The sequence below is a fragment of the Oscillatoria salina IIICB1 genome, from assembly GCF_020144665.1.
Classification (GTDB): Bacteria; Cyanobacteriota; Cyanobacteriia; order Cyanobacteriales; family SIO1D9; genus IIICB1.
On record NZ_JAAHBQ010000021.1, the window covers coordinates 26265 to 45423 of the forward strand.

Here is a 19159-nt window from a genome sequence, read left to right on the forward strand (position 1 = left end):
TCTTTTCCTCTTCGCTACTTTCCTAACTCAGTTGGCGAAATTATTTCTCGTTTTTTGTGACAGAAAGTCAAGAAATTGCCTTTTTTCGGCAAAATTTATAATTTTTGTTAAGTTAACTGGCACTCCAAAAACTGATTTGTAAAATTTAAATAATACATAAGTAAAAAAAATTAATAGTAATTGTTCTCAGATCGAGGCAATTACCAGACAATCAAATCGGGTTATTTAACGCTATTTTCGGCTACGGAGATTTTTCAAGATATCCCAGCCTAGCTGTTATCTGACAGCAAAGTTTGTCTTTTTTAATTAACAATTCTTGTTGACGAAATCGAAGTATTCAGTGAAGTTGAAGCCAATGACACAACCGTTTATCCTTTCTCCTCGCTACCGTCTTGACGATCGCTCTCCTTGGTTAGAAGCAATAGATCCCAGTCGCAACTACTGGATTGCTGTAAACGGCGATCGCGATCTTCAGGTAGCCATTCCCGGATTAACGGTATCTTCTCTATCCGAGTGGAAGCAAACAATCCGGCAATTTCGCTCTCTTCAACCCGCAAAGAAAATGCAAATCGAGCGAATTGCTACTAAGATGATAATTCATTGCATTAGCTCTAATTGTTATGCCATAGAAGCTGAAGTCGCTACAGCAAAAGTCTGGCATTTATTCGATCGAGAAACCTTAGAAAGTTTGTTAATGACAGCACATCCAGACTGGCAACCTAGCCCGAAAGATCTCGATTTCGGACGTGAAATGCTCGCAGATTCTTTTGCACAACCTGCGTTTGCTTGACAAAAAGCTAATTTTGTGTGTAGGAAAAATTGCTAACGTCGAAGATTGAGTAATTCTTGGGGAGACGCTAACAGCTTGATTTCTACAGCAAGGATTTCTCGCTCGGAGTTGAGAACAAATGACCAAGCCACATTCACGCTGAAATAGGGCGTGTCTACTTTACCAGTAACTCGAACTTCGATTTGACGATCTTCTGCGAGATTTTTGAGGATACCTTGCTGAGGATAAAGCGTCATCCCCACAGCTTCCGCTTCCAAGTAGTCAGCAAGATCTGCTGCGGCGATCGCTGACTCAAAAGGCGGGTACATTACTCCGTCAGCAGCAAATAATGCCGCAGTCCCCTCAAAATCTCCAGCATTCAAAGTTTCAAAATAATCGAGAATGACTGGTTCGGTAATGCCCTCGATTGTTAAACAATTAGTATCAGGATTGGATTTAGCAAGTGTCATAAGCTGTATGGCTAGATATTCTGCAATCAGTATTCAACAAAAGAGCAGGCAATTTCCTGCTCTTTTAGAGAGATTTTGGCGGAAAATAAGGTGTAATTTTAACTAAGCCAAAGGATCTACACCCAGATCAGCCGCAGCATTACGCAAAACGGTAATTTGTTGATTAAAATCTAGCTGCTCGATCCCATTCATTACCTTCAGAGCATTGTTGCTCATCTTATAGCCAGAAGGCACTTGAATGACTTTACCTTCCTTCATGTATTCTGCCAGTTGATACCAAAAAGCAAGCTTAGTATTAGCGCTCAAAACTCCGTAGGAACGAGTGATGGGTGTATTAACTTTATTAATTAAGTCGCGCATTACCTGCAACTGCTCTTGGGGTTGCATTTGCTTGATTGTGTTGAGTAAGCCTTCTGCTAATTGTAGCCGTGCTGCACCAGGAGCCGCCGGAGTAATTGAGCGACCAATTTCTGTGTAAACGAACCAAAGTAAAGCGAGGCGATCGTCAACGCTGAGACGCTTGAATTGTGCGGTGAGAACGGAAACAGCGTCAGCCGAATCGATGTTAAACAAAAGATTTGGGGTTGTATCTGTAGTGTAAGTCATAGTCGTGTAGGAGATTCTTGAGTGTGTATGCTTCCAACGACAACAGAAAATTTTGTTTTGCCGCTTCAGTTACATTATGCAAACTTTTGTAAAGTCTTGCAACGTAATTGCAGAAATCTCACCATTAGGGAGTATTTTTGCTAAATTGCGATCTGTGTCACAGTCACTTTTAATGGTTGTTACCAGTAATCAGATCAAACACAAAGCTAAATCTTTAGGCTTCCATAAAGTAGGCATTGCTCCAGTAAACGCTCAAGCTGAAGATTCAGCCAGAGAACACCTCAAAGCCTGGTTAGCATTGGGTTATCAAGCAGATCTGGCGTGGATGGCAAATCCTAAACGTTTCGATATTCGCGCTTGTCTGCCAGAAGTACAGTCAGTTATTTGCGTTGCGTTAAACTACTACACACCTCACCAGCGTCCCCCAAGTGCAGAATATGCCAAAATCTCCCGTTATGGCTGGGGAAGAGACTATCACAAAGTCATGGAGAAAAAATTGAAAGCGTTTACTCATTGGTTGGAAGCCCAAGGAGAAGACATCAAAGCCCGTTACTATGCCGATACTGGACCCGTACAAGATAAAGTTTGGGCGCAGAGGGCGGGAATTGGTTGGATTGCCAAGAATGGTAACGTTATTACCAGAGAATATGGTAGCTGGGTATTTTTAGGAGAAATCTTAACCAATCTAGTATTAACACCAGATAAGCCTCATACAGAACATTGCGGTACTTGTACTCGTTGTGTAGAAGCTTGTCCGACAAACGCGATCGCCAAACCCTTCGTAGTTGATGCCAATCGCTGTATTGCTTATCATACCATCGAGAATCGTGCCGAAGAATTACCAGCCGCGATCGCTACCAAATTAGAAGGTTGGGTTGCAGGTTGCGACATTTGTCAAGATGTCTGTCCCTGGAATCAACGCTTCGCCCAAGAAACCGATCTCACTGAATTTCAACCTTATCCCCAAAATATTGCCCCAAAACTAACAGAATTAGCCCAAATTTCTGAAGAAGAGTGGAATCGTCATTTTCCCGCTTCAGCTTTGCGAAGAATTAAACCTGAGATGCTGCGGAGAAATGCTCGTGCCAATCTGGAAAAATAACTTTGAAAGTTCGCAAAAAAGTTTATTTTTTAAGCGTAATTTTTTAGACTTGAAATTAGCATAATTACTAAGTAATTATTCTCCTCAAAAACTAAAAAATGGAGTGAAAAATCTCGGATGAAATTAAATCATCAAACTGGTTTACTTTTAGGTAGTTTGGCGATCGCCTCTTTCGCTAGCTGCAATCTAGCCAAAGCCGCCACAGTTACCCAAGCTGGATTTACTTGGGATTCAAATAATGCTGTCACCAACGGCTCAATTGTGCAAAATCCTGGGATTTCCTTTAGCTTAACTGGTTTTCCCGTCGATAATACAGTCGGTACTACTCTCGGATTTCCTAACAAATCAACTGTGAATTTAGGGGATAACACCAATCGAGGAATTATTGAACTTAGTTGGGGTGGTTCCCTGCTAGAAAACCTTGCCGGTAACGACTTTGTTATTTACGAAAATGGTGCTGCTAACGCACCAGAAGCATTTGCCGTCGCTGTCAAACAAAAAGGAGGAAGCTTTACTAACTTTTTGTACCAATTCAGCGATAATTTTGAAAATCAAACCTTTGCTACAGCATTTGATTTAGATAGCTTTGGTATTGCTATTGGGGAAAGTATTATTGCCATTCGCATTGCTAACTTAATAAGCAGTGATACAGTAGGAGCAGGAGGACAAGGTTTTCTCGGCGGAGGAGTTACACCTAATACCGGTTCGCTAGGTGGAAATATAACTTATCCATCAGGTAGATTCGATCCTGATATTACTTATGCAGTCGCCCTGAATAATGTTGTTCCTACCGCTATTCCCTTTGAATTTTCTCCTAGCTTAGGATTAATTATTTTCGGTGGATGGGTCATGTTTGGCAAGTTAAAACAAACTAGCAAAGTTAATAAATGATACCTTTTCCCGATTGAGATCCTTGGTATGGTTGAGGGGAGGATGAAAAACAGATCCTCCTCTCCTTTGCTTGCTGGTTAATTTGCTAATTCAGAGTAATTTAATTGTTCTCTCAAAGATAAATTAAGGTAAAATTAAATTTAACTTAAATATTCTTAGTCTGAATTTATTGTTACGAGTTAGCCAATTAATTAACAAACTAAAAAAATGACTATTAAAGTAATTGTTTTTGATTTTGATGGCACAATAGCTGATACTCGTGAAGCTTTTGTCAAGATTTTAAATAATTTGTCAGGAGAATTTGGTTATCAACCTGTTAGCGAACAAGAAGCATTAGAGCTGAAAAATTTAAGTTCGAGAGAAATTATCAAGCAGTCGCAAATTTCTGTAGTGAAAATCCCTTTACTTTTGCGAAGAGCTAAAGTTGAGTTAGGTAAGGAAATTACCAATTTAAAGCCTGTAGAAGAAATGGCAAAAACAGTAGAAGAAATCAGCAAAAAAGGTTATCAATTAGGAATTATCACTTCTAATATTAAAGAGAATGTAGTTGCTTTTTTAGAGAAAAATAACTTAGAAACAGCGTTTAATTTTATTTATTCAGGAACGAGCTTTTTCGGCAAAGACAAAGTAATCAATAAATTGTTTAAAGAGTATCAGCTTAGAGCGGAAAATATTGTTTATGTAGGAGATGAAACAAGAGATATAGAAGCTGCTAAGAAAAGTGGAGTTAAAGTTATTGCTGTAAGTTGGGGTTTCAATTCGGAAGCAGTTTTGGCAGAGTACGAGCCAGATTATTTAGTTAACGAACCGAAAGCTTTGGTAGAACTAGTGAATAATTTTGAAAAAAGATAACCCTGTCGCCACAGTTGTCAAGACAGGGTAAGTTGGTTTGCTTTGAAAGCCAAAGCTGATGATTTTGGCGCGAGACTTGGCTAAATTTAGGAAAATTGTCGCCAAGAACGCTTACAATTGCTTAGATTCATCAATAGTATCGGAATAATCCGGACGAGGGGCAGTCAGGGCTTCCCAAGCAGCCTTAGCAGCATCATTCAGGCGATCGCCAAGAGTAGATATTTCTTTAACCAAATTTTCCCAATTTTGCTCGGCATCCATTTGCATCAATTTAATCGAATATTCAATGCGTTCCGGATCGAATAAATCCATTTGTTCTACTTCTCGACGCGCCGTGCGTATAGCTTCGAGGTATTTTTCTACAGTAATTTCGCTAGCTTTTTCCGCCTCAGCCTGCATTTGCTGCGCTTGTAGCTGCGCTTTTCTCTTAATCGCTTCAATCAGCGCCATTGTCTCATTTTTCGCCTGTTCAGTCGCCTCCGGCATTTCTCGTCTAACCATCTCTTGAGTTTCCGGGCTGACATCCAGAGGTGCAAGCGCTTGATCTTGAGGGACTTGGGGATCGGTAGTCATATTTATTTCTCCTAAAATACGGTTTAATTACACCGAAGTTAATTTTAATGTAAGTCAAATTTAGGGTTTGACGTTTCCCGATACTCATTTTATCGGTCTTCTTAGTTTGATGATAGGAGGAAGTCTGTACATCGTCAGGTACGGGTTACAACCCAAAAAAGCCACTAGGGTTAAGTAGACAGACAATTTCAGTTTCGATCTGTTTCCCAAGGAAGATTTTTGGGGCGATCGCCAAATCCAACCACCAGAAAAGCGAAAATAGGCATTAAGTGTCGAGTTCTGTAAACTATAAACGAATAGATCGAACTGAATCTATTTTCATGGGGCTAAAACCTAGTTAGCAGAAGCCACCAACCCAATGTTAACTCTCAAAAAAATGAATAGCGCAAGCAAAAAATCATCAAAATCGCAACAACTCCTTAGCGGTCAAAACATCGTCTATGCTGGAATAGCCTGGGGAGTAGTATCGCTATTGTTCTTTTTACTGTTTAGCATTCCCGTCCCTGGAGAAGAAGTTCCCCTGTGGTACTCCCTAGGAACTTATATTCTCGAAAGTCTGCCTTTTCTAATCGGTGCATGGCTTTGTTACCGCAATTGGCGCAGTCCCCAAATTGCTAGCGGGCGTAATGTCTGGCTAGGTATGGGATTAGGGATGCTATGTTTTTTTATCGGTAACTTTATTTTTGGGATTTGGGAGCTTTATTGGGAACTCGATCCCGATGTTTCACCAGCAGATTTGTTTTATCTAGCATTTTACGCCTTTGTTGGTTGGGGAATGTTTCTCGCCGTACTCCCCAGACGATTAAATTTAGAGATGTCCCAGTGGATCGCGATCGCGGCGATCGCTGGTGTGGGTATTCTCTTTGCTATTTGGGTTACACTTGCTACACCAAGGGATTTAGAAACAGTTGAAGCCATTCCTTCTGCTACAACTGAGGAGGTAAGTCAACCTACTTCAGCCAATACAGAAGATGCTAGCCCAGCACCAACAGTAGAAGCTGAAGAAGTATCAGAAAAAGATCTTCCTGAATGGCTAGTAGCAATGGATAATTTTCTCAGTAAGTTTTCTCGACCAGTTAATTTTTTCTACATTGTTGGCGACGTAATTTTCTTAATCATCGCTAGCGCTTTGTTATTAGCTTTTTGGGGCGGACGTTTTGCACAATCTTGGCGGATGATCGCGGCGGCGGCGTTTTCTCTTTATATTGCTGATATGTGGTTTAAGTATGCAGCCACTTTATCAACAGAATACGAAAGTGGTTCGTTGCTAGAAGTATTTTTTATTTTTTCTGGCGTACTCTTTGCAATGGGTGCTGCTCTAGAATACGATGTTTCGAGTCGTCCTACGAGAAATAGACGCAGAAGAGGCGGTTAGCTTCAGTTACCGGTTATCAGTTAACAGTGAGCAGCGATCGGGGAGAAGTTAGCACGTACCCGCCTCTACAAGCTATCAGTGAAAAGTTAGCAGTTTTTATACCCTTGAATCTGTTAGTTCCACATTCTTTAATCTCTTCCACTGACTGGTAACTGGTAACTGTTCGCTGTTCACTGACAACCCCAATCCCCATAAGAAGGAGAAATAAATGTTAGAAAAAAGCTTTTGGCATGATTATGTAAGTTCTGCTTTACGCACTTCTTGGCAACCTGCGGCTTTAATCCCGAAAAAACCGCCTAGGTTAGCTCCTGACGAGAATATTATCGATTGGTGTCGCGTTGGTCAACAAAACGAAGCAGATTCAATTAATCTTTTTCAAGCTGCTAGTTGTGTCGCGACATCTGAAGGTTGGCAAATTTTTGCTCCCCTTTGGTTGCAAGACGAAATGCGTCATTCTGAGGCTTTTCATCGTATGGGAGCTTATTTAGGTTTACCCGATCGCTGGGTTGATTCTTTTGTTCCGAGTGTAGAAGTTGTTCAAATGCGCGAGAAATTTTATCGTTGTTTATTCAAAAGCGAACTTCACGTTTGGGCTGCTTTAGCGATTGACGAATGGAATACCCGTCGCGAATATTTAGAAGACGGAGTGGCGGATTTTGAGGCTTATGGTTTAAGCAAAATGATGAGACTACTCAGTAGAGACGAAACTCGCCATCATGTTTTTGCTTTAAAAGCATTGCAAACTCATCCTGACAGACAAGCGGCTAAAGCTGCGGTAGAAGACGTAGTCGCGATCGCTACTACCACCGATAGTTTTCAACAGTTTCTCTTCGATCAGTGGGATTTGAATAATGCTAAACGTACTCCTGGTAATGCTTTGGATGTAATTATGCAAACTTTAGAAAAAGAAGTATAAGTTTCTTTGTCTGAGCGATCGCCAACAGACCGATCGGCGCGAAAATAGATCGATCGCTTAGGTGAAAGTGAAATATGGGAGAACAAAAAAAGATTGGCATTCTCACCAGTGGCGGTGATTGTGCGGGATTAAACCCCATTATCCGCGCTGTAGTCCATCGTGCTGTGGGCTGTTATGGTTGGAAAGTAGTGGGTATTTGTCGCGCTACCCACGGCTTGATGAGTCGTCCCCCAGAAATTATGAGCTTAGAACTTGATAAAGTCGATCCTTTACTGACAATGGGAGGAACAGTTTTAGGGACGACAAATAAAGGAAATCCTTTTGCTTTTCCGATGCCGAACGGGAAAGAGTGCGATCGCTCAGAAGAAATTATTGAGGGCTACCGTATTTTAGGCTTAGATGCCCTGATTGGCATTGGTGGAGACGGTAGTTTAGCTATCCTCCACCGTCTCGCTCAGCAAGGAAACATCAATTTAGTTGCTATTCCTAAAACTATTGATAACGACGTTGGTAGTACAGAATATTCCACAGGTTTTGATACTGCCGTAAATATAGCCACAGAAGCTCTCGATCGCCTTCACTTTACTGCCGCTAGTCATAATCGCGTGATGATTTTAGAAGTGATGGGACGAGATGCGGGACATATTGCTCTTCATGCGGGAATTGCTGGTGGCGCACATATAATTTTGCTCCCAGAAATTCCTTATACAATAGATTGTGTTTGCCGTAAAATCAAAGAACGTCAAGCATTAGGATTAAATTTCTCGATCGTAATTGTCTCAGAGGCAGTTTGTACCGAACAAGGTGAAACTGTGACTAAAATGGAACAATTTGGCGAATGTCGTTTGGGTGGGATCGGTCAATATCTCGCTAAACGCATTGCTGAATGTAACGGCGCGGAAACCAGAGTGACTGTTTTAGGTCACGTTCAACGAGGTGGTATTCCTTCTCCTCTCGATCGCTTGCTTGGTTCTTCTTTTGGTGTCGCGGCGGTAGATTTAATTGCTCAGGGTAAGTATGGAGAAATGGTTACTTGGCAAAACCGTCAAGTCAGAAGCGTCCCGATCGCTGAAGCAATTAAGACTTATCGAGCAGTAGACCCCAATGATACACTGATCCAAACTGCAAGAGGTTTAGGAATTTGTTTGGGTAACTGACAAAGAAACTTCAGACTCAGTTTTTCGGTGAATTTTGGCGATCGCCGGAAGCTAAAATTATAGGGGCGATCGCAATTCTTGAATTTGAAGCGATCGCCCCTAGATTAGAGGATATTGTAGAAACGTCAAATCTGGCACTGTCGTCTACAAACTTAGTTTGGGATCTCAATAAAAGTAGTTACCTCAGTCTTATGAACAACCAGTCACCTCCTCTCATCCAAACTTTAACTCCTGAAAGGTTTGCCGGGTTGAGTATGGACTTCATCGATGCAGGTTATACTGGGCTGCTAGTCAAAAATGGTAAAGTCGTGCGGACTCTTATCCCTGGCAGACATTTCAGTTTTGCGCTACCCTGGCTGGATAAGTGCAATTTAATTTTAGTCGATACTAAGCTACGAAACCTGAGCATTACTTCTCAAGGCGATTTTCTCTCAAAAGATCAATTTTTGCTCAATATCTCGCTCAATATAGTTTATCAAGTCATCGATCCGAGACGAGTAGCGATCGAATTATCAGACCCGATCGCTGCTTTAACCAGTGCAATCAAAGATAGTTTAGGTATGACTGTCGGTCAATTGGGGGTAGAGCGACTGGTTAACAACGGACGAGTATTAATTCGCGAATATCTACTCAATAATGCGGAAACTTCCTATACCCTCGGTTTTAGCCTGGAAGACGTGCGTGTCAGTGATATTAACTTCCCCAAAAGGCATTATTCGCCAAGTGGAGGGTTTAAGCGCCAGAGAAGAAGCCGAATATCAAGCGAGATTACAAGCGCAAGTAGCTCAAGCAGGTCGTCCAGCGATCGAACCTCCCGTACAGCAAGTTAACTTTATTCCCGGTCAATCTGCAAGCAGTGAAAAAGTTGTGCGGATCGAAGGTACAGCAAATCAAGCTTCTCTACCTTTACCCCAAGATACACCAGTATTAGCACCGACAGTATTAGCTGCAACCAGCGAGGATCTCGCATCTGTGATTCATCAAGCTTCGGGTAATGTAATCTCTATCCAAGCCAATCCTTTTACCATTGGTAGAGAACCCACTAGCAGCCTTGTCTTACCAGATCCCCAATCTGCCCGTCGTCACGCCCAAATTAAACAAATTACCCAAAATAACGGCGAAATTCGCTATCAGTTAATCGATATTGGTAGTTCTAACGGTACATTTGTAGACGAAGAAAAACTTACTGCTAATCAACCATTTTGGCTTAGTTCGGGTCAAGTTATTCGCATCGGTCATCAGAAATGGACTTTTGAACAAAAATAGCGACGCATTCCCCCACCTGCTCGCACGAGGTGGGGTGAGCTTCATAGCGTGATTAGTCGGGTTTTTTCCAACTCCATCCTGCGGACAGACAAAAAAAGAGGCGATCGCTGGGTAAAATCAAAAACAGGAGACAAGCAAAAGGAGTCATACTATCGCCATGCGAATGTTACATACAATGCTGCGCGTCGGTAACTTGGATGAGTCGCTGAAGTTCTACTGCGATGTACTCGGTATGAAGTTGCTACGTCAAAAAGATTATCCCGGTGGTGAATTTACTCTCGCTTTTGTCGGTTATGGCGACGAGTCCGACCATACGGTACTAGAATTAACTTACAACTGGGGTACGGATAGTTACGATCTCGGTAATGCTTACGGTCACATCGCGATCGGTGTAGATGATATTTACAATACTTGCGAACAAATTAGAAAACTTGGCGGTAAAGTAACTAGGGAACCAGGACCAATGAAACATGGTTCGACGGTGATTGCTTTTGTGGAAGATCCCAATGGTTACAAAATTGAGTTGATTCAGCTTGGTACTCAAGGTTTTGCTGAGAAAAAGGAAACCGCAGCTACAGCTAGCTGAACTACAAACAAACAATCTTAATTTTTTGGGTAGGAGTGAATCAAAGCTCCTACCCTTGTTAAAGCCAATTTTTCTCTTTAGTGGATAGAATGATCGAGCTTACAATTCTCGTATTTACTGTCATCGTCGGTTCAGCAATTTGTGCTGGTACGGAAGCCGCGTTATTTTCAATTTCGGCGTTGAAAGTACAGCAATTAGCGCAGTCGAAAGAAAAAAGGGCTTTAGCGCTACTATGGATTTGTGAGAATATGAATCGCGCGATCGTTACTATTGTCATTGTTAACAATTTTTTCAATATTCTGGGTAGTATTTTTATCGGTAAAATTGCTGCTGAAGTATTGGGAAATGCTTGGCTAGGTGTATTTTCTGGGGTTTTGACGTTCTTGATTGTTATTTTTAGCGAAATCATCCCCAAAACCATTGGCGATCGCTACACTGAACAAATATCTTTATGCGTAGCTATACCTGTGAAAAACCTCACTTTTCTCTTTATTCCTCTAGTCTGGATTTTGGAAAAAGTAACCCTACCTTTTACTTCCGAAGAACAGAAATTGACCGCCGATGAATCAGAAATTAAATTTTTAACCAAACTCGGTTTTCAACAAGGAGTTATTGAAGGCGACGAAGCGGAAATGATTAATCGCGTTTTTCGTTTAAATGACCTGAAAGCAAGCGATATCATGACTCCTAGAGTTACCACTACTTATTTATCGGGGGATGCAACTTTAGCTGAAGCTAAAGAAAAAATTATTGCTTCTACTCACACGCGAATGCTCATAATTGGCGAATCAATTGATAATGTTCTCGGAATAGCTTTAAAAGACGATTTACTCATCGCTATGCTAGAAGGAAAAAGCGACGAAAAAATAGTCAATCTCGCCCGTAAAGTTCACTTTGTACCCGAAACATTGCGAACAGATCGACTGCTAAAAGCCTTTCAATCTAGTCACGAACATCTCGCTGTCGTTTTAGATAAATACGGAGGAGTTGCCGGCGTAGTAACATTAGAAGACGTTATTGAAGTCCTAACTGGCGAAATTGTTGACGAAACAGATCGCACCGTAAATTTGCGGAAAATTGCCATACGAAATCGAACAAAATTGTTAACAGTTAAAGGTTTTGAAGCAAGTGTACCGGCAATTCAGGCTTAATATTTACCTGAATGACTTAGCCCCTGGGTGCGAACTACTTTTTTAGCTAAAAATTACCTAACTATTGGTAGATCCATTCTGGAGAAAAATCTTCTAAAATCCTAATTCAGTTAGCAACTAAAAACTTTTATGCCAACAGTTACTAAACCTACAAATAAACCAGCCTGGGCGCAAGCAATTCTCTCACCACCCCAAGAATTTCCTCTTACTCGTTTGGAAGTATTGTCAGGCAAAATTCCCTCGGGAATAAGAGGTTCATTATATCGAAATGGTCCAGCAAACTTAGAACGAGGCGGTGAGAAAGTTGGACATTGGTTTGATGGTGATGGTGCAATTTTAGCCGTACATTTTAACGAAGAGGAAGTAACAGCAACTTATCGCTATGTGCAAACCAAAGGCTACCTTAAAGAAAGTGAGGAAAATCGATATATCTACCCTAACTATGGCATGACGGCGGCAGGTCCGTTTTGGAATAATTGGCTTAAACCTGTTAAAAATACTGCTAATATTTCCGTGTTACCATTGCCGACAAAATTGTTAGCTTTGTGGGAAGGTGGCAATCCTTACGCCCTCGATCTAGATGATTTAACAACTTTTGGAGTAGATTCTTTATCAAAATTAACATCAAGGGAACCTTTTTCTGCCCATCCCAAAATAGACCCCAATACAGGCGAAATTTTTAACTTTGGTGTCACGCCAGGACGCAATGCTAAACTCAATATTTATAAAAGCGATCCTACAGGCAAGATTGTCCAAAAAAATACAATTGAATTAGATGGTACGCCTTTAATTCATGAGTGTGTTTTTGTCGGTCAGTATTTAATCTTTTTCGTTTCACCAGTGCGCTTAAATTTTGTTTCTATTCTTTTGGGTATTAGTAGTTATAGCGATTCGTTAACTTGGAAACCAGAGTTAGGAACAGAGGTTTTAGTAGTTAATCTTGAAAATCTTTCTTTAAAAAGTCGCAGTCAAACAGATGCTTGGTATCAGTGGCATTTTGCTAATGGTTATGTGGATAATGAGGGATTTGTAGTTACTGAAATTGTCCAATATCCCGATTTCAAAACTAATCAGTATTTGCAAGAAGTTGCTAGCGGTCAAACGAAAACTTTTGCTCAAGGAACTCTCTGGCAAATTCGTCTCGATCCCCAATCTGGTAAAGTAGTTTCGAGGGAACAATTGTTAGACCGTAGTTGCGAATTTCCGATAGTAAAAGCGTCTCAAGTAGGCAAACCTTGGCGCTATACTTATTTATCTGTCTATCGGGATGGAGTGGATATTAGTAAGGAATTGTTGGGCGCGATCGCGCGTTTTGACCATAAAACTAATCATTTGTCAATAGCCGATTCCGGAAAAAATCGCTATCCTTCCGAACCAATTTACGTGCCAGACTGGGATAATTCCGAACTAGGTTGGCTACTAACAGTAGTTTACGATGGCAATACTAATACTAGCGAAGTTTGGATTTACGACAGCGACAGATTAGAAAATGAACCTGTCTGTCGCCTCGGATTACCAAGCGTTATTCCGCCCACTTTTCATGGTGCGTGGAAACCAGCTTAAAAATTAGTTGATTAATCTTTTTTGCTACCGCCAACTTCAACCAGTTGGCACACTTTTTTTGGTGTTTGTGACTGTTTTTTCCGATTTTTCAGTTGAAAAACTGTTAGCCACGCACCCAGAATTAATAAACCCAATCCAGGTGAAAATTCAAAGGGAACCGCAGCCGCAGTCGTCACCGAAGCCGACCTAAAAGTAAATACACCATCTTCTTGACCTGTATTATCAGCAAAAGCAATAAAGTTAGGAATTTGATAGGGATTAAATATCAACGGAGGTTGGCTAGTTGCTGGGTTAAAAACATATTGACGCAACGCACCAGTTATAATTGGCGAACCTCCACCGAAAAGCGTGTAATTACCACTGCTAACTCTGATTTCATAGTTGGTGTTTGAGGTAGTATCAAATGCAGCGTTTTCTCCACGAGTGAAGTTAGCATTCTGACCGAAAATTAAACCGTTTTCAAAAGCTATTTCAATGGCTTGGTTGCCTGCACCAGTCACGAGTACACTAAAAGCAGCGCGATCGTTACTATTGCTAGTAGTAGAATCGAGAGAAGCATTGAAAAAGAGACTATAGCCTACAGTATCATCCAGAGTGGGAAATGAGGGATTAACAAATGTGCTGGTCGCAGGATTATAGTTGCTGTAGCCAGAGTATTCAGCACTATTAGCATCAGTGTCTACTTGTACTCCTCCAGAGACAAGATTTTCGCTGATTATTGTCGGAGAACCATTTGACTGAATAGCACCTGGAATAAGCTCTCCTTGACTCAGGGGTGCAGTTCCTAACGAACCATCATAAAGAGTAATTGATGCAGCCTGGGCGCTACCCGCTCCGAAAAATAAAGATAAACTGACAGTAATTAAACTCAGTGTCTTTTTCACCGTTTGCGATCTCCGATTTAATTTGTTTAAGTTTGGCAAATATTTAATGCTTTGGAAAGTGTTGTCTCCAATATTCGTACCAAGATAGGTAAGCTGTTTCTAGCATTCGATAACTAGACTCAGCAGATTCACTATTAAGAGGGGTAGATAAATGCGTCCACAAACAACGGCGATCGCGTAAACTTTCTTGTCCTAATAACCAAGGAAGCAACCGCTCTATTTTTAAATCATAAGTGCGACGATTTGCCATAAATTGTTGAATTTGGACGGTACTACTTCCTCTGGGATTAATACAGGAGAGTAGATGAGCGCGATCGTCATATTCAAAAAGCAGATAGTGACCAATTGTGGTTTTTTTCTGCTGCTTGAAGGGTAACTTCCTCATTTTTACAGCTAATTCCGGATGTAGTTTGAGATAAGTGCGATCGCTGCCTAAAGTTCCTACTACATAGCGCATTTCAATTTGTAATTTACGCTCATCTTGTTGATATTGATATTTTCTCCCCGCTAAGACGGCTTCATAAGCTTTTTTATCTCTATCAATTGGTTCATCTAAAGGGAAATTTTCTACTTCTACCCATCCCGGAAATGGCACTTTTTCTGGAAACTCATAATGTCTCACTTGTCGGTTGCCAGCAGCAGGAATTACTAGCAAAGAAATTATAGTCAAGGAAACGCTAAAAAAGCTAGTAGCTAAAAGCACTTGTCGATATTTTTGCCAGTTTTTCATAGCTGTTCTACTTCCCTCGCTTTTGCGTTATTTCTCGAATTTTGTTGCAGTAAATACTGGCAAACCAGCCCAAAAAGCACAATGGAAATAGTAGAAAATATTGACGCACCTTGATGACCATGCCAATAGGCAAAAGCTTGCTCGTTAGAAACTACTAGCGCCATAATTCCTACTCTGATAACCCCAGAAAAAAAGCCAATTCCCAGACCAGCTAAAACAAGCAGAATTTTCGGTAATTTCTTAGTAGGAAAAACCAAAAGAAAAACTATTGTCAGCTTTAAAAGTAAAATCATCGATGCCGTTCCGGTACAAGGATGAAATACTTCTACAGCACCGTTGGGGAGAATAAGTTTGACTCCGTTTCTTACTACGTCAAACCCTAAGTACCACAGCAGAAAACTAGCATTTTGTGCTGTTAAAAGGCTAAGGGGAAAATTTTCATTTATTTTACTTTCGAGATAAAGATCTGGTAAGCAAAGAAGCAATACTAAAATAAATTCTCGCCAGTATTGCTTTAATCCCCGAAATCCAGAAGCTAACAAGCCTAAACTCAGACTTAAAAAAAGGGGAATTATCTTTAAAAAAGAAGATTCAAACCAAAATAAATTTAGACTTTTGACGAGCATCAATACGAGAATAATTGAACCTAGAAAACTAGAGAAAATATCGCTGTCTAGGTTTAGTTTATCTCTTTTACGCCAAAGTAATGAAAGGATTGCTGCCCAGAATAAAACTGAAACGATCGCGCGATCAATATCGCTAACTACTTTCCAACTTAAAATGAGATGAAGCACTGCTAAAGCAACGGCAAGTCCTCCTAAATATAATTGAGAATTTTGTAATTCTTTCAGCCAAATAATTGAGTTGATTTTCATAAACAAATTATTCGTAGTTTCTCACTCGTACCCAACGGGTTAGATGCCACATCCAGATAAATAAAAATCCGGAGACTAAAGCTCCTAGATTCCATTTCACAGAGTTTTTAATCAAAGTTAGTTTCTGATTCTTTTTGGTATTTTGTCCTTGCTGTTCTAGACTTTTTTGATTATTTTCTAATTGCGTTAGCAATTGCTGTTTAAATTCTTTAGTATTATCTATTTGTGGTGTTGCACCTTGTTGATTGAGGGAGGCTATAAAGTTTTGTAGTTGTGCGTCGGTTGCTCCTTCAATCTGCGTTTGTAACTGTTCTAACTGCTGGTTTTGTTGGCTGAGTCGATCGTCTATTTGTCTATTGTTAGCTCGATTTATCCGAAAAGTATTGCCGATCCCTAAAGGGATTATTAACAAATATAATATACCAATCAATAAGCTCATCCAAGATAAAAATCTGAGCAAATAAATTTGTTTTTTTTCAATGATTTCACCCGAAATACGGTAAAATATAAATAGTAAAGCTAGCAAAGGAACGGGTACTCTTTCCACTAGCTGCCCGATAGTTTGAAATTCCCAAACTGGATTTTTCAATTGTGGTGGGAAAATAATTTGCACGAAGTCGAATAAGCTTAATAGTAATAAACCGTAGCCCACTAAGTGCATAATTGAAGCCGATCTTTGGGTAACTATTTCGGAGATCAGCAGCGATTGTTTTTTCTTACGGGGATTAGGTTGATTTTTTTTCGGTGAAGTTTTTGCTTTACCTGCTGCTAAAGCTTGGGGAGACTGCTCTGTTTCTTGGTTAAGTTGATTTTGTTCGTTCATATTTTCTAGCGATAATTATTTTTCTCTAGCATACAGATATTTTCTGTATTTAGCTAGTTGCCAAAAATATAATTTTATGATATTTTAAACAAGAAATAATTGAGAACAATCAAACAGAATAAGTGTTAAACTTTACCTAAATATTTTGTTGGGTAATTATTGTCCTAGGAAAGAATTTACCCGAATTGAGGAAAAGTTCGTACTGCGAGGTTGTCTCACTCAAACACTTCCTTTTTCCTTGGTACTCCTAGTTAACTTGCTTACCCCCAAAGAACCCGATATTTACTTCATTCAAGTTTGTGAAAACAGTTTCCGGAACTGCAACTGCCCCAAATACCTCGGCTAAATACTTATAATTGAGAAAGATTGCAAACCTATCTCGGATTTTCCTCGTAACAGATCGTGAAAACTAATTCTCGTCGCTATCACATTACTACTTTCGGCTGTCAGATGAATAAAGCTGACTCCGAACGCATGGCTGGTATCTTAGAAGATATGGGCTGGCAATGGTCAGAAGACCCTAATCAAGCTGACGTAGTTCTCTATAATACCTGTACGATCCGGGATAATGCGGAGCAAAAAGTTTATTCTTATTTAGGAAAACAAGCAAAGCGCAAACACGAACAACCGGATCTCACTTTAATTGTTGCTGGTTGCGTAGCCCAGCAGGAAGGCGAACAATTGCTGCGTCGCGTGCCAGAATTAGATTTGGTAATGGGTCCCCAACACGCAAATCGCTTGCAAGATTTATTGGAACAAGTATTTGCTGGGAATCAAATTGTGGCTACCGAACCAATTCATATTGTTGAAGATATTACTAAACCGCGTCGTGACAGTAAAGTGACAGCTTGGGTAAATGTAATTTACGGTTGTAACGAACGCTGTACTTATTGTGTGGTTCCTAATGTACGCGGAACAGAACAATCTCGCACTCCTGAAGCAATTCGTACAGAAATAGAAGAGTTAGGAAGACAAGGTTATAAAGAAATAACTTTGTTGGGACAAAATATTGACGCTTACGGTAGAGATTTACCTGGTACTACTGAGTCAGGAAGACACCAACATACTCTGACAGATTTACTTTATTTTGTGCATGATGTACCGGGAATTGAACGCATTCGCTTTGCGACCAGTCACCCGCGTTATTTTACCGAAAGATTGATTCGCGCTTGCTACGAATTACCAAAAGTTTGCGAACATTTCCACATTCCTTTTCAGTCGGGAGATAACGAAGTTCTTAAAGCAATGGCGCGAGGTTATACGCAAGAAAAATATCGGCGAATTATTGATAAAATTCGCGAATATATGCCCGATGCAGCAATTAGTGCTGATGCAATTGTTGGTTTTCCTGGGGAGACTGAAGCCCAGTTTGAGAATACCTTAAAATTAGTTGCCGATCTTGGTTTCGATCGGTTGAATACTGCGGCTTATTCTCCTCGTCCCGGTACACCTGCGGCGCTATGGGAAAATCAACTTAGCGAAGAAGTAAAAAGCGATCGCCTCCAACGTCTTAACCATCTCGTCGCTGTCAAAGCCGCCACGCGATCGCAGCGTTATGCTGGCAGAATTGAAGAAATATTGGTAGAAGACCAAAATCCCAAAGATACCTCCCAAGTTATGGGACGTACTCGTACCAATCATTTGACGTTCTTTCCCGGTAACATTGACGAACTCAAAGGTAAACTAATTCAGGTGAAAATTACTGAAGTACGTGCTTTTAGCTTGACAGGAGAGCCAGTTTATGCTCCAGTTTTAGCTTAAAGTTAGTAGTCAGCGCTGAAGCGCTGACTAGCAATTTTTTCTTTTCGGTAGCGATCGCTATTATCTCAAATCAATTACCTTTTTGCAGTTGAGTTTTGAGCTGAGAAAATCCCCCAGCAACCCCTAGCAACAACATTCCTAAAATTAGAGATGGTTCGGGAACAGATTTTGTTCTTGGCTTTTGCGAGTAGGAAGTTATTGTTAATGAGGAAAATTGTCCATCAAAAATATTTAAAACACCAATTTCTCCATCGTAAGACGAGGGAATTCCTTCGCAAACAGTTGTTAAACAACTTAAAGGCGAAGCAATATTACTAATACTAAAAACCCCGTTATTTCCGTCTTTATCAATTTGGAATAAAAAATTTATTTCTGGATCTAATTCATCACCACCAAAATTTTTCAAGATTGCGAAACTTCCTGTTGAAGTAAATAAATCTCTATCAAGAAATAACTCAAAAGAAAAAGTATCTAAAAATGTTGATGTACCACCGAATTTAACAGCCTCTTCATATTCATCCTCATCAATAGCATAGCTTCCCGAAAAGCTTCCCTGTTCGTAGGTTCCTTCAAAATCAAAAGTAATCGCCAAAACTGGTTGAGTAACCATACTTCCCAAGCTAACTAAAGCGGTTCCAACCAAACCTGCGGTAATATTTCTTAAAATTTTCATCAGTATTTCCACTTATTTTTGAAATAAATTTATTATATATCTGGCTTTGGCACCTGAATATCACCTAAGTAGATACCGAACAAATCTTTATCTCATCTTTAAATTATTAAGAAAAGTGAAACAAAAGCAACTGAGC

22 protein-coding genes are annotated in these 19159 nt (G+C 40.3%); 13 read left to right on the top strand and 9 right to left on the bottom strand.

All coding sequences use genetic code 11. The annotated features are described in order from the left end of the window. The first annotated feature begins 355 nt into the window (after nt 1-355). The gene (locus G3T18_RS07975; RefSeq protein ID WP_224410015.1) at nt 356-790 is read left to right on the top strand and encodes a hypothetical protein; all 435 of its coding nucleotides are present in this window, start codon (nt 356-358) and stop codon (nt 788-790) included. A 32-nt stretch (nt 791-822) separates the two neighbouring features. Here G3T18_RS07975 and G3T18_RS07980 read toward each other — a convergent pair whose 3' ends face one another. Both G3T18_RS07980 and G3T18_RS07985 read right to left on the bottom strand, forming a co-directional pair. Next, on the bottom strand, nt 823-1239 hold the full coding sequence (locus tag G3T18_RS07980) for a nuclear transport factor 2 family protein (RefSeq protein ID WP_224410016.1): 417 nt from the start codon (nt 1237-1239) through the stop codon (nt 823-825). A gap of 102 nt (nt 1240-1341) precedes the next feature. Then, entirely contained in the window at nt 1342-1845 is a 504-nt protein-coding gene (locus G3T18_RS07985) for an orange carotenoid protein N-terminal domain-containing protein (RefSeq protein ID WP_224410017.1), read from the bottom strand. A gap of 172 nt (nt 1846-2017) precedes the next feature. Between G3T18_RS07985 and queG the strand changes: the two genes are divergently transcribed. The 3 genes from queG (at nt 2018) to G3T18_RS08000 (ending at nt 4690) form a co-directional block, all read left to right on the top strand. After that, complete coding sequence (gene queG / locus G3T18_RS07990) at nt 2018-2947, top strand: tRNA epoxyqueuosine(34) reductase QueG (protein ID WP_224410057.1); 930 nt, start codon at nt 2018-2020, stop codon at nt 2945-2947. Nucleotides 2948-3064: 117 nt separating this feature from the next. Further along, nucleotides 3065-3838, top strand: coding sequence for a PFE-CTERM domain-containing protein (locus tag G3T18_RS07995; protein ID WP_224410018.1), 774 nt, complete (start codon nt 3065-3067; stop codon nt 3836-3838). A 207-nt stretch (nt 3839-4045) separates the two neighbouring features. Further along, a complete protein-coding gene (locus G3T18_RS08000) occupies nt 4046-4690 on the top strand; it encodes an HAD-IA family hydrolase (protein WP_224410019.1) in 645 nt (214 codons plus the stop codon). A gap of 111 nt (nt 4691-4801) precedes the next feature. Here the strand turns inward: G3T18_RS08000 and G3T18_RS08005 are convergent, their stop codons facing one another. Next, on the bottom strand, nt 4802-5263 hold the full coding sequence (locus tag G3T18_RS08005) for a hypothetical protein (protein WP_224410020.1): 462 nt from the start codon (nt 5261-5263) through the stop codon (nt 4802-4804). A 376-nt stretch (nt 5264-5639) separates the two neighbouring features. Between G3T18_RS08005 and G3T18_RS08010 the strand changes: the two genes are divergently transcribed. The 3 genes from G3T18_RS08010 to G3T18_RS08020 all read left to right on the top strand — a co-directional run bounded on the left by G3T18_RS08010 (nt 5640) and on the right by G3T18_RS08020 (nt 8711). Then, entirely contained in the window at nt 5640-6638 is a 999-nt protein-coding gene (locus G3T18_RS08010; protein ID WP_224410021.1) for a hypothetical protein, read from the top strand. Nucleotides 6639-6846: 208 nt separating this feature from the next. Then, entirely contained in the window at nt 6847-7554 is a 708-nt protein-coding gene (locus G3T18_RS08015) for a ferritin-like domain-containing protein (protein WP_224410022.1), read from the top strand. Between the two features lie 74 nt (nt 7555-7628). After that, nucleotides 7629-8711 (top strand): ATP-dependent 6-phosphofructokinase, encoded by a 1083-nt coding sequence (locus G3T18_RS08020; protein ID WP_224410023.1) that lies wholly within the window; start codon nt 7629-7631, stop codon nt 8709-8711. A gap of 16 nt (nt 8712-8727) precedes the next feature. On the opposite strand, the gene G3T18_RS08025 is transcribed toward G3T18_RS08020, so the two are convergent. Continuing rightward, nucleotides 8728-8880 carry a hypothetical protein gene (locus G3T18_RS08025; protein WP_224410024.1) on the bottom strand — a complete coding sequence of 51 codons (153 nt, stop codon included), beginning with the start codon at nt 8878-8880 and terminating at the stop codon, nt 8728-8730. A gap of 22 nt (nt 8881-8902) precedes the next feature. Between G3T18_RS08025 and G3T18_RS08030 the strand changes: the two genes are divergently transcribed. The 5 genes from G3T18_RS08030 to G3T18_RS08050 all read left to right on the top strand — a co-directional run bounded on the left by G3T18_RS08030 (nt 8903) and on the right by G3T18_RS08050 (nt 13277). Then, a complete protein-coding gene (locus G3T18_RS08030) occupies nt 8903-9541 on the top strand; it encodes an SPFH domain-containing protein (RefSeq protein ID WP_224410025.1) in 639 nt (212 codons plus the stop codon). Beyond that, nucleotides 9435-9977, top strand: a complete 543-nt coding sequence (locus G3T18_RS25735) for an FHA domain-containing protein (RefSeq protein WP_224410026.1) — start codon at nt 9435-9437, stop codon at nt 9975-9977. Before G3T18_RS08030 ends, G3T18_RS25735 begins: the two co-directional genes overlap by 107 nt. A gap of 157 nt (nt 9978-10134) precedes the next feature. Continuing rightward, nucleotides 10135-10563: a lactoylglutathione lyase gene (gene gloA / locus G3T18_RS08040; protein ID WP_224410027.1), complete on the top strand. Its 429-nt coding sequence runs from the start codon at nt 10135-10137 to the stop codon at nt 10561-10563. A gap of 89 nt (nt 10564-10652) precedes the next feature. Further along, complete coding sequence (locus G3T18_RS08045) at nt 10653-11714, top strand: hemolysin family protein (RefSeq protein ID WP_224410028.1); 1062 nt, start codon at nt 10653-10655, stop codon at nt 11712-11714. A gap of 129 nt (nt 11715-11843) precedes the next feature. Continuing rightward, entirely contained in the window at nt 11844-13277 is a 1434-nt protein-coding gene (locus G3T18_RS08050) for a carotenoid oxygenase family protein (RefSeq protein ID WP_224410029.1), read from the top strand. 11 nt (nt 13278-13288) lie between these two features. Here the strand turns inward: G3T18_RS08050 and G3T18_RS08055 are convergent, their stop codons facing one another. Genes G3T18_RS08055 through hpsJ-A form a run of 4 tightly spaced genes read right to left on the bottom strand, consistent with a single transcriptional unit; the run spans nt 13289 to nt 16589 of the window. Next, nucleotides 13289-14161 (bottom strand): PFE-CTERM domain-containing protein, encoded by an 873-nt coding sequence (locus tag G3T18_RS08055; protein ID WP_224410030.1) that lies wholly within the window; start codon nt 14159-14161, stop codon nt 13289-13291. Nucleotides 14162-14204: 43 nt separating this feature from the next. Next, nucleotides 14205-14891, bottom strand: a complete 687-nt coding sequence (locus G3T18_RS08060; RefSeq protein WP_224410031.1) for a cyanoexosortase A system-associated protein — start codon at nt 14889-14891, stop codon at nt 14205-14207. After that, complete coding sequence (gene crtA / locus G3T18_RS08065; RefSeq protein WP_224410032.1) at nt 14888-15766, bottom strand: cyanoexosortase A; 879 nt, start codon at nt 15764-15766, stop codon at nt 14888-14890. Before crtA ends, G3T18_RS08060 begins: the two co-directional genes overlap by 4 nt. A 7-nt stretch (nt 15767-15773) precedes the next feature. After that, on the bottom strand, nt 15774-16589 hold the full coding sequence (gene hpsJ-A / locus G3T18_RS08070; protein WP_224410033.1) for an HpsJ-like protein, cyanoexosortase A-associated: 816 nt from the start codon (nt 16587-16589) through the stop codon (nt 15774-15776). A gap of 402 nt (nt 16590-16991) precedes the next feature. Here hpsJ-A and miaB point away from each other — a divergent pair, with 402 nt between their 5' ends. After that, nucleotides 16992-18350 carry a tRNA (N6-isopentenyl adenosine(37)-C2)-methylthiotransferase MiaB gene (gene miaB, locus G3T18_RS08075; RefSeq protein ID WP_224410034.1) on the top strand — a complete coding sequence of 453 codons (1359 nt, stop codon included), beginning with the start codon at nt 16992-16994 and terminating at the stop codon, nt 18348-18350. A gap of 70 nt (nt 18351-18420) precedes the next feature. Here miaB and G3T18_RS08080 read toward each other — a convergent pair whose 3' ends face one another. Then, nucleotides 18421-19023: a PEP-CTERM sorting domain-containing protein gene (locus tag G3T18_RS08080; RefSeq protein ID WP_224410035.1), complete on the bottom strand. Its 603-nt coding sequence runs from the start codon at nt 19021-19023 to the stop codon at nt 18421-18423. Between the last annotated feature and the right edge of the window lie 136 nt (nt 19024-19159).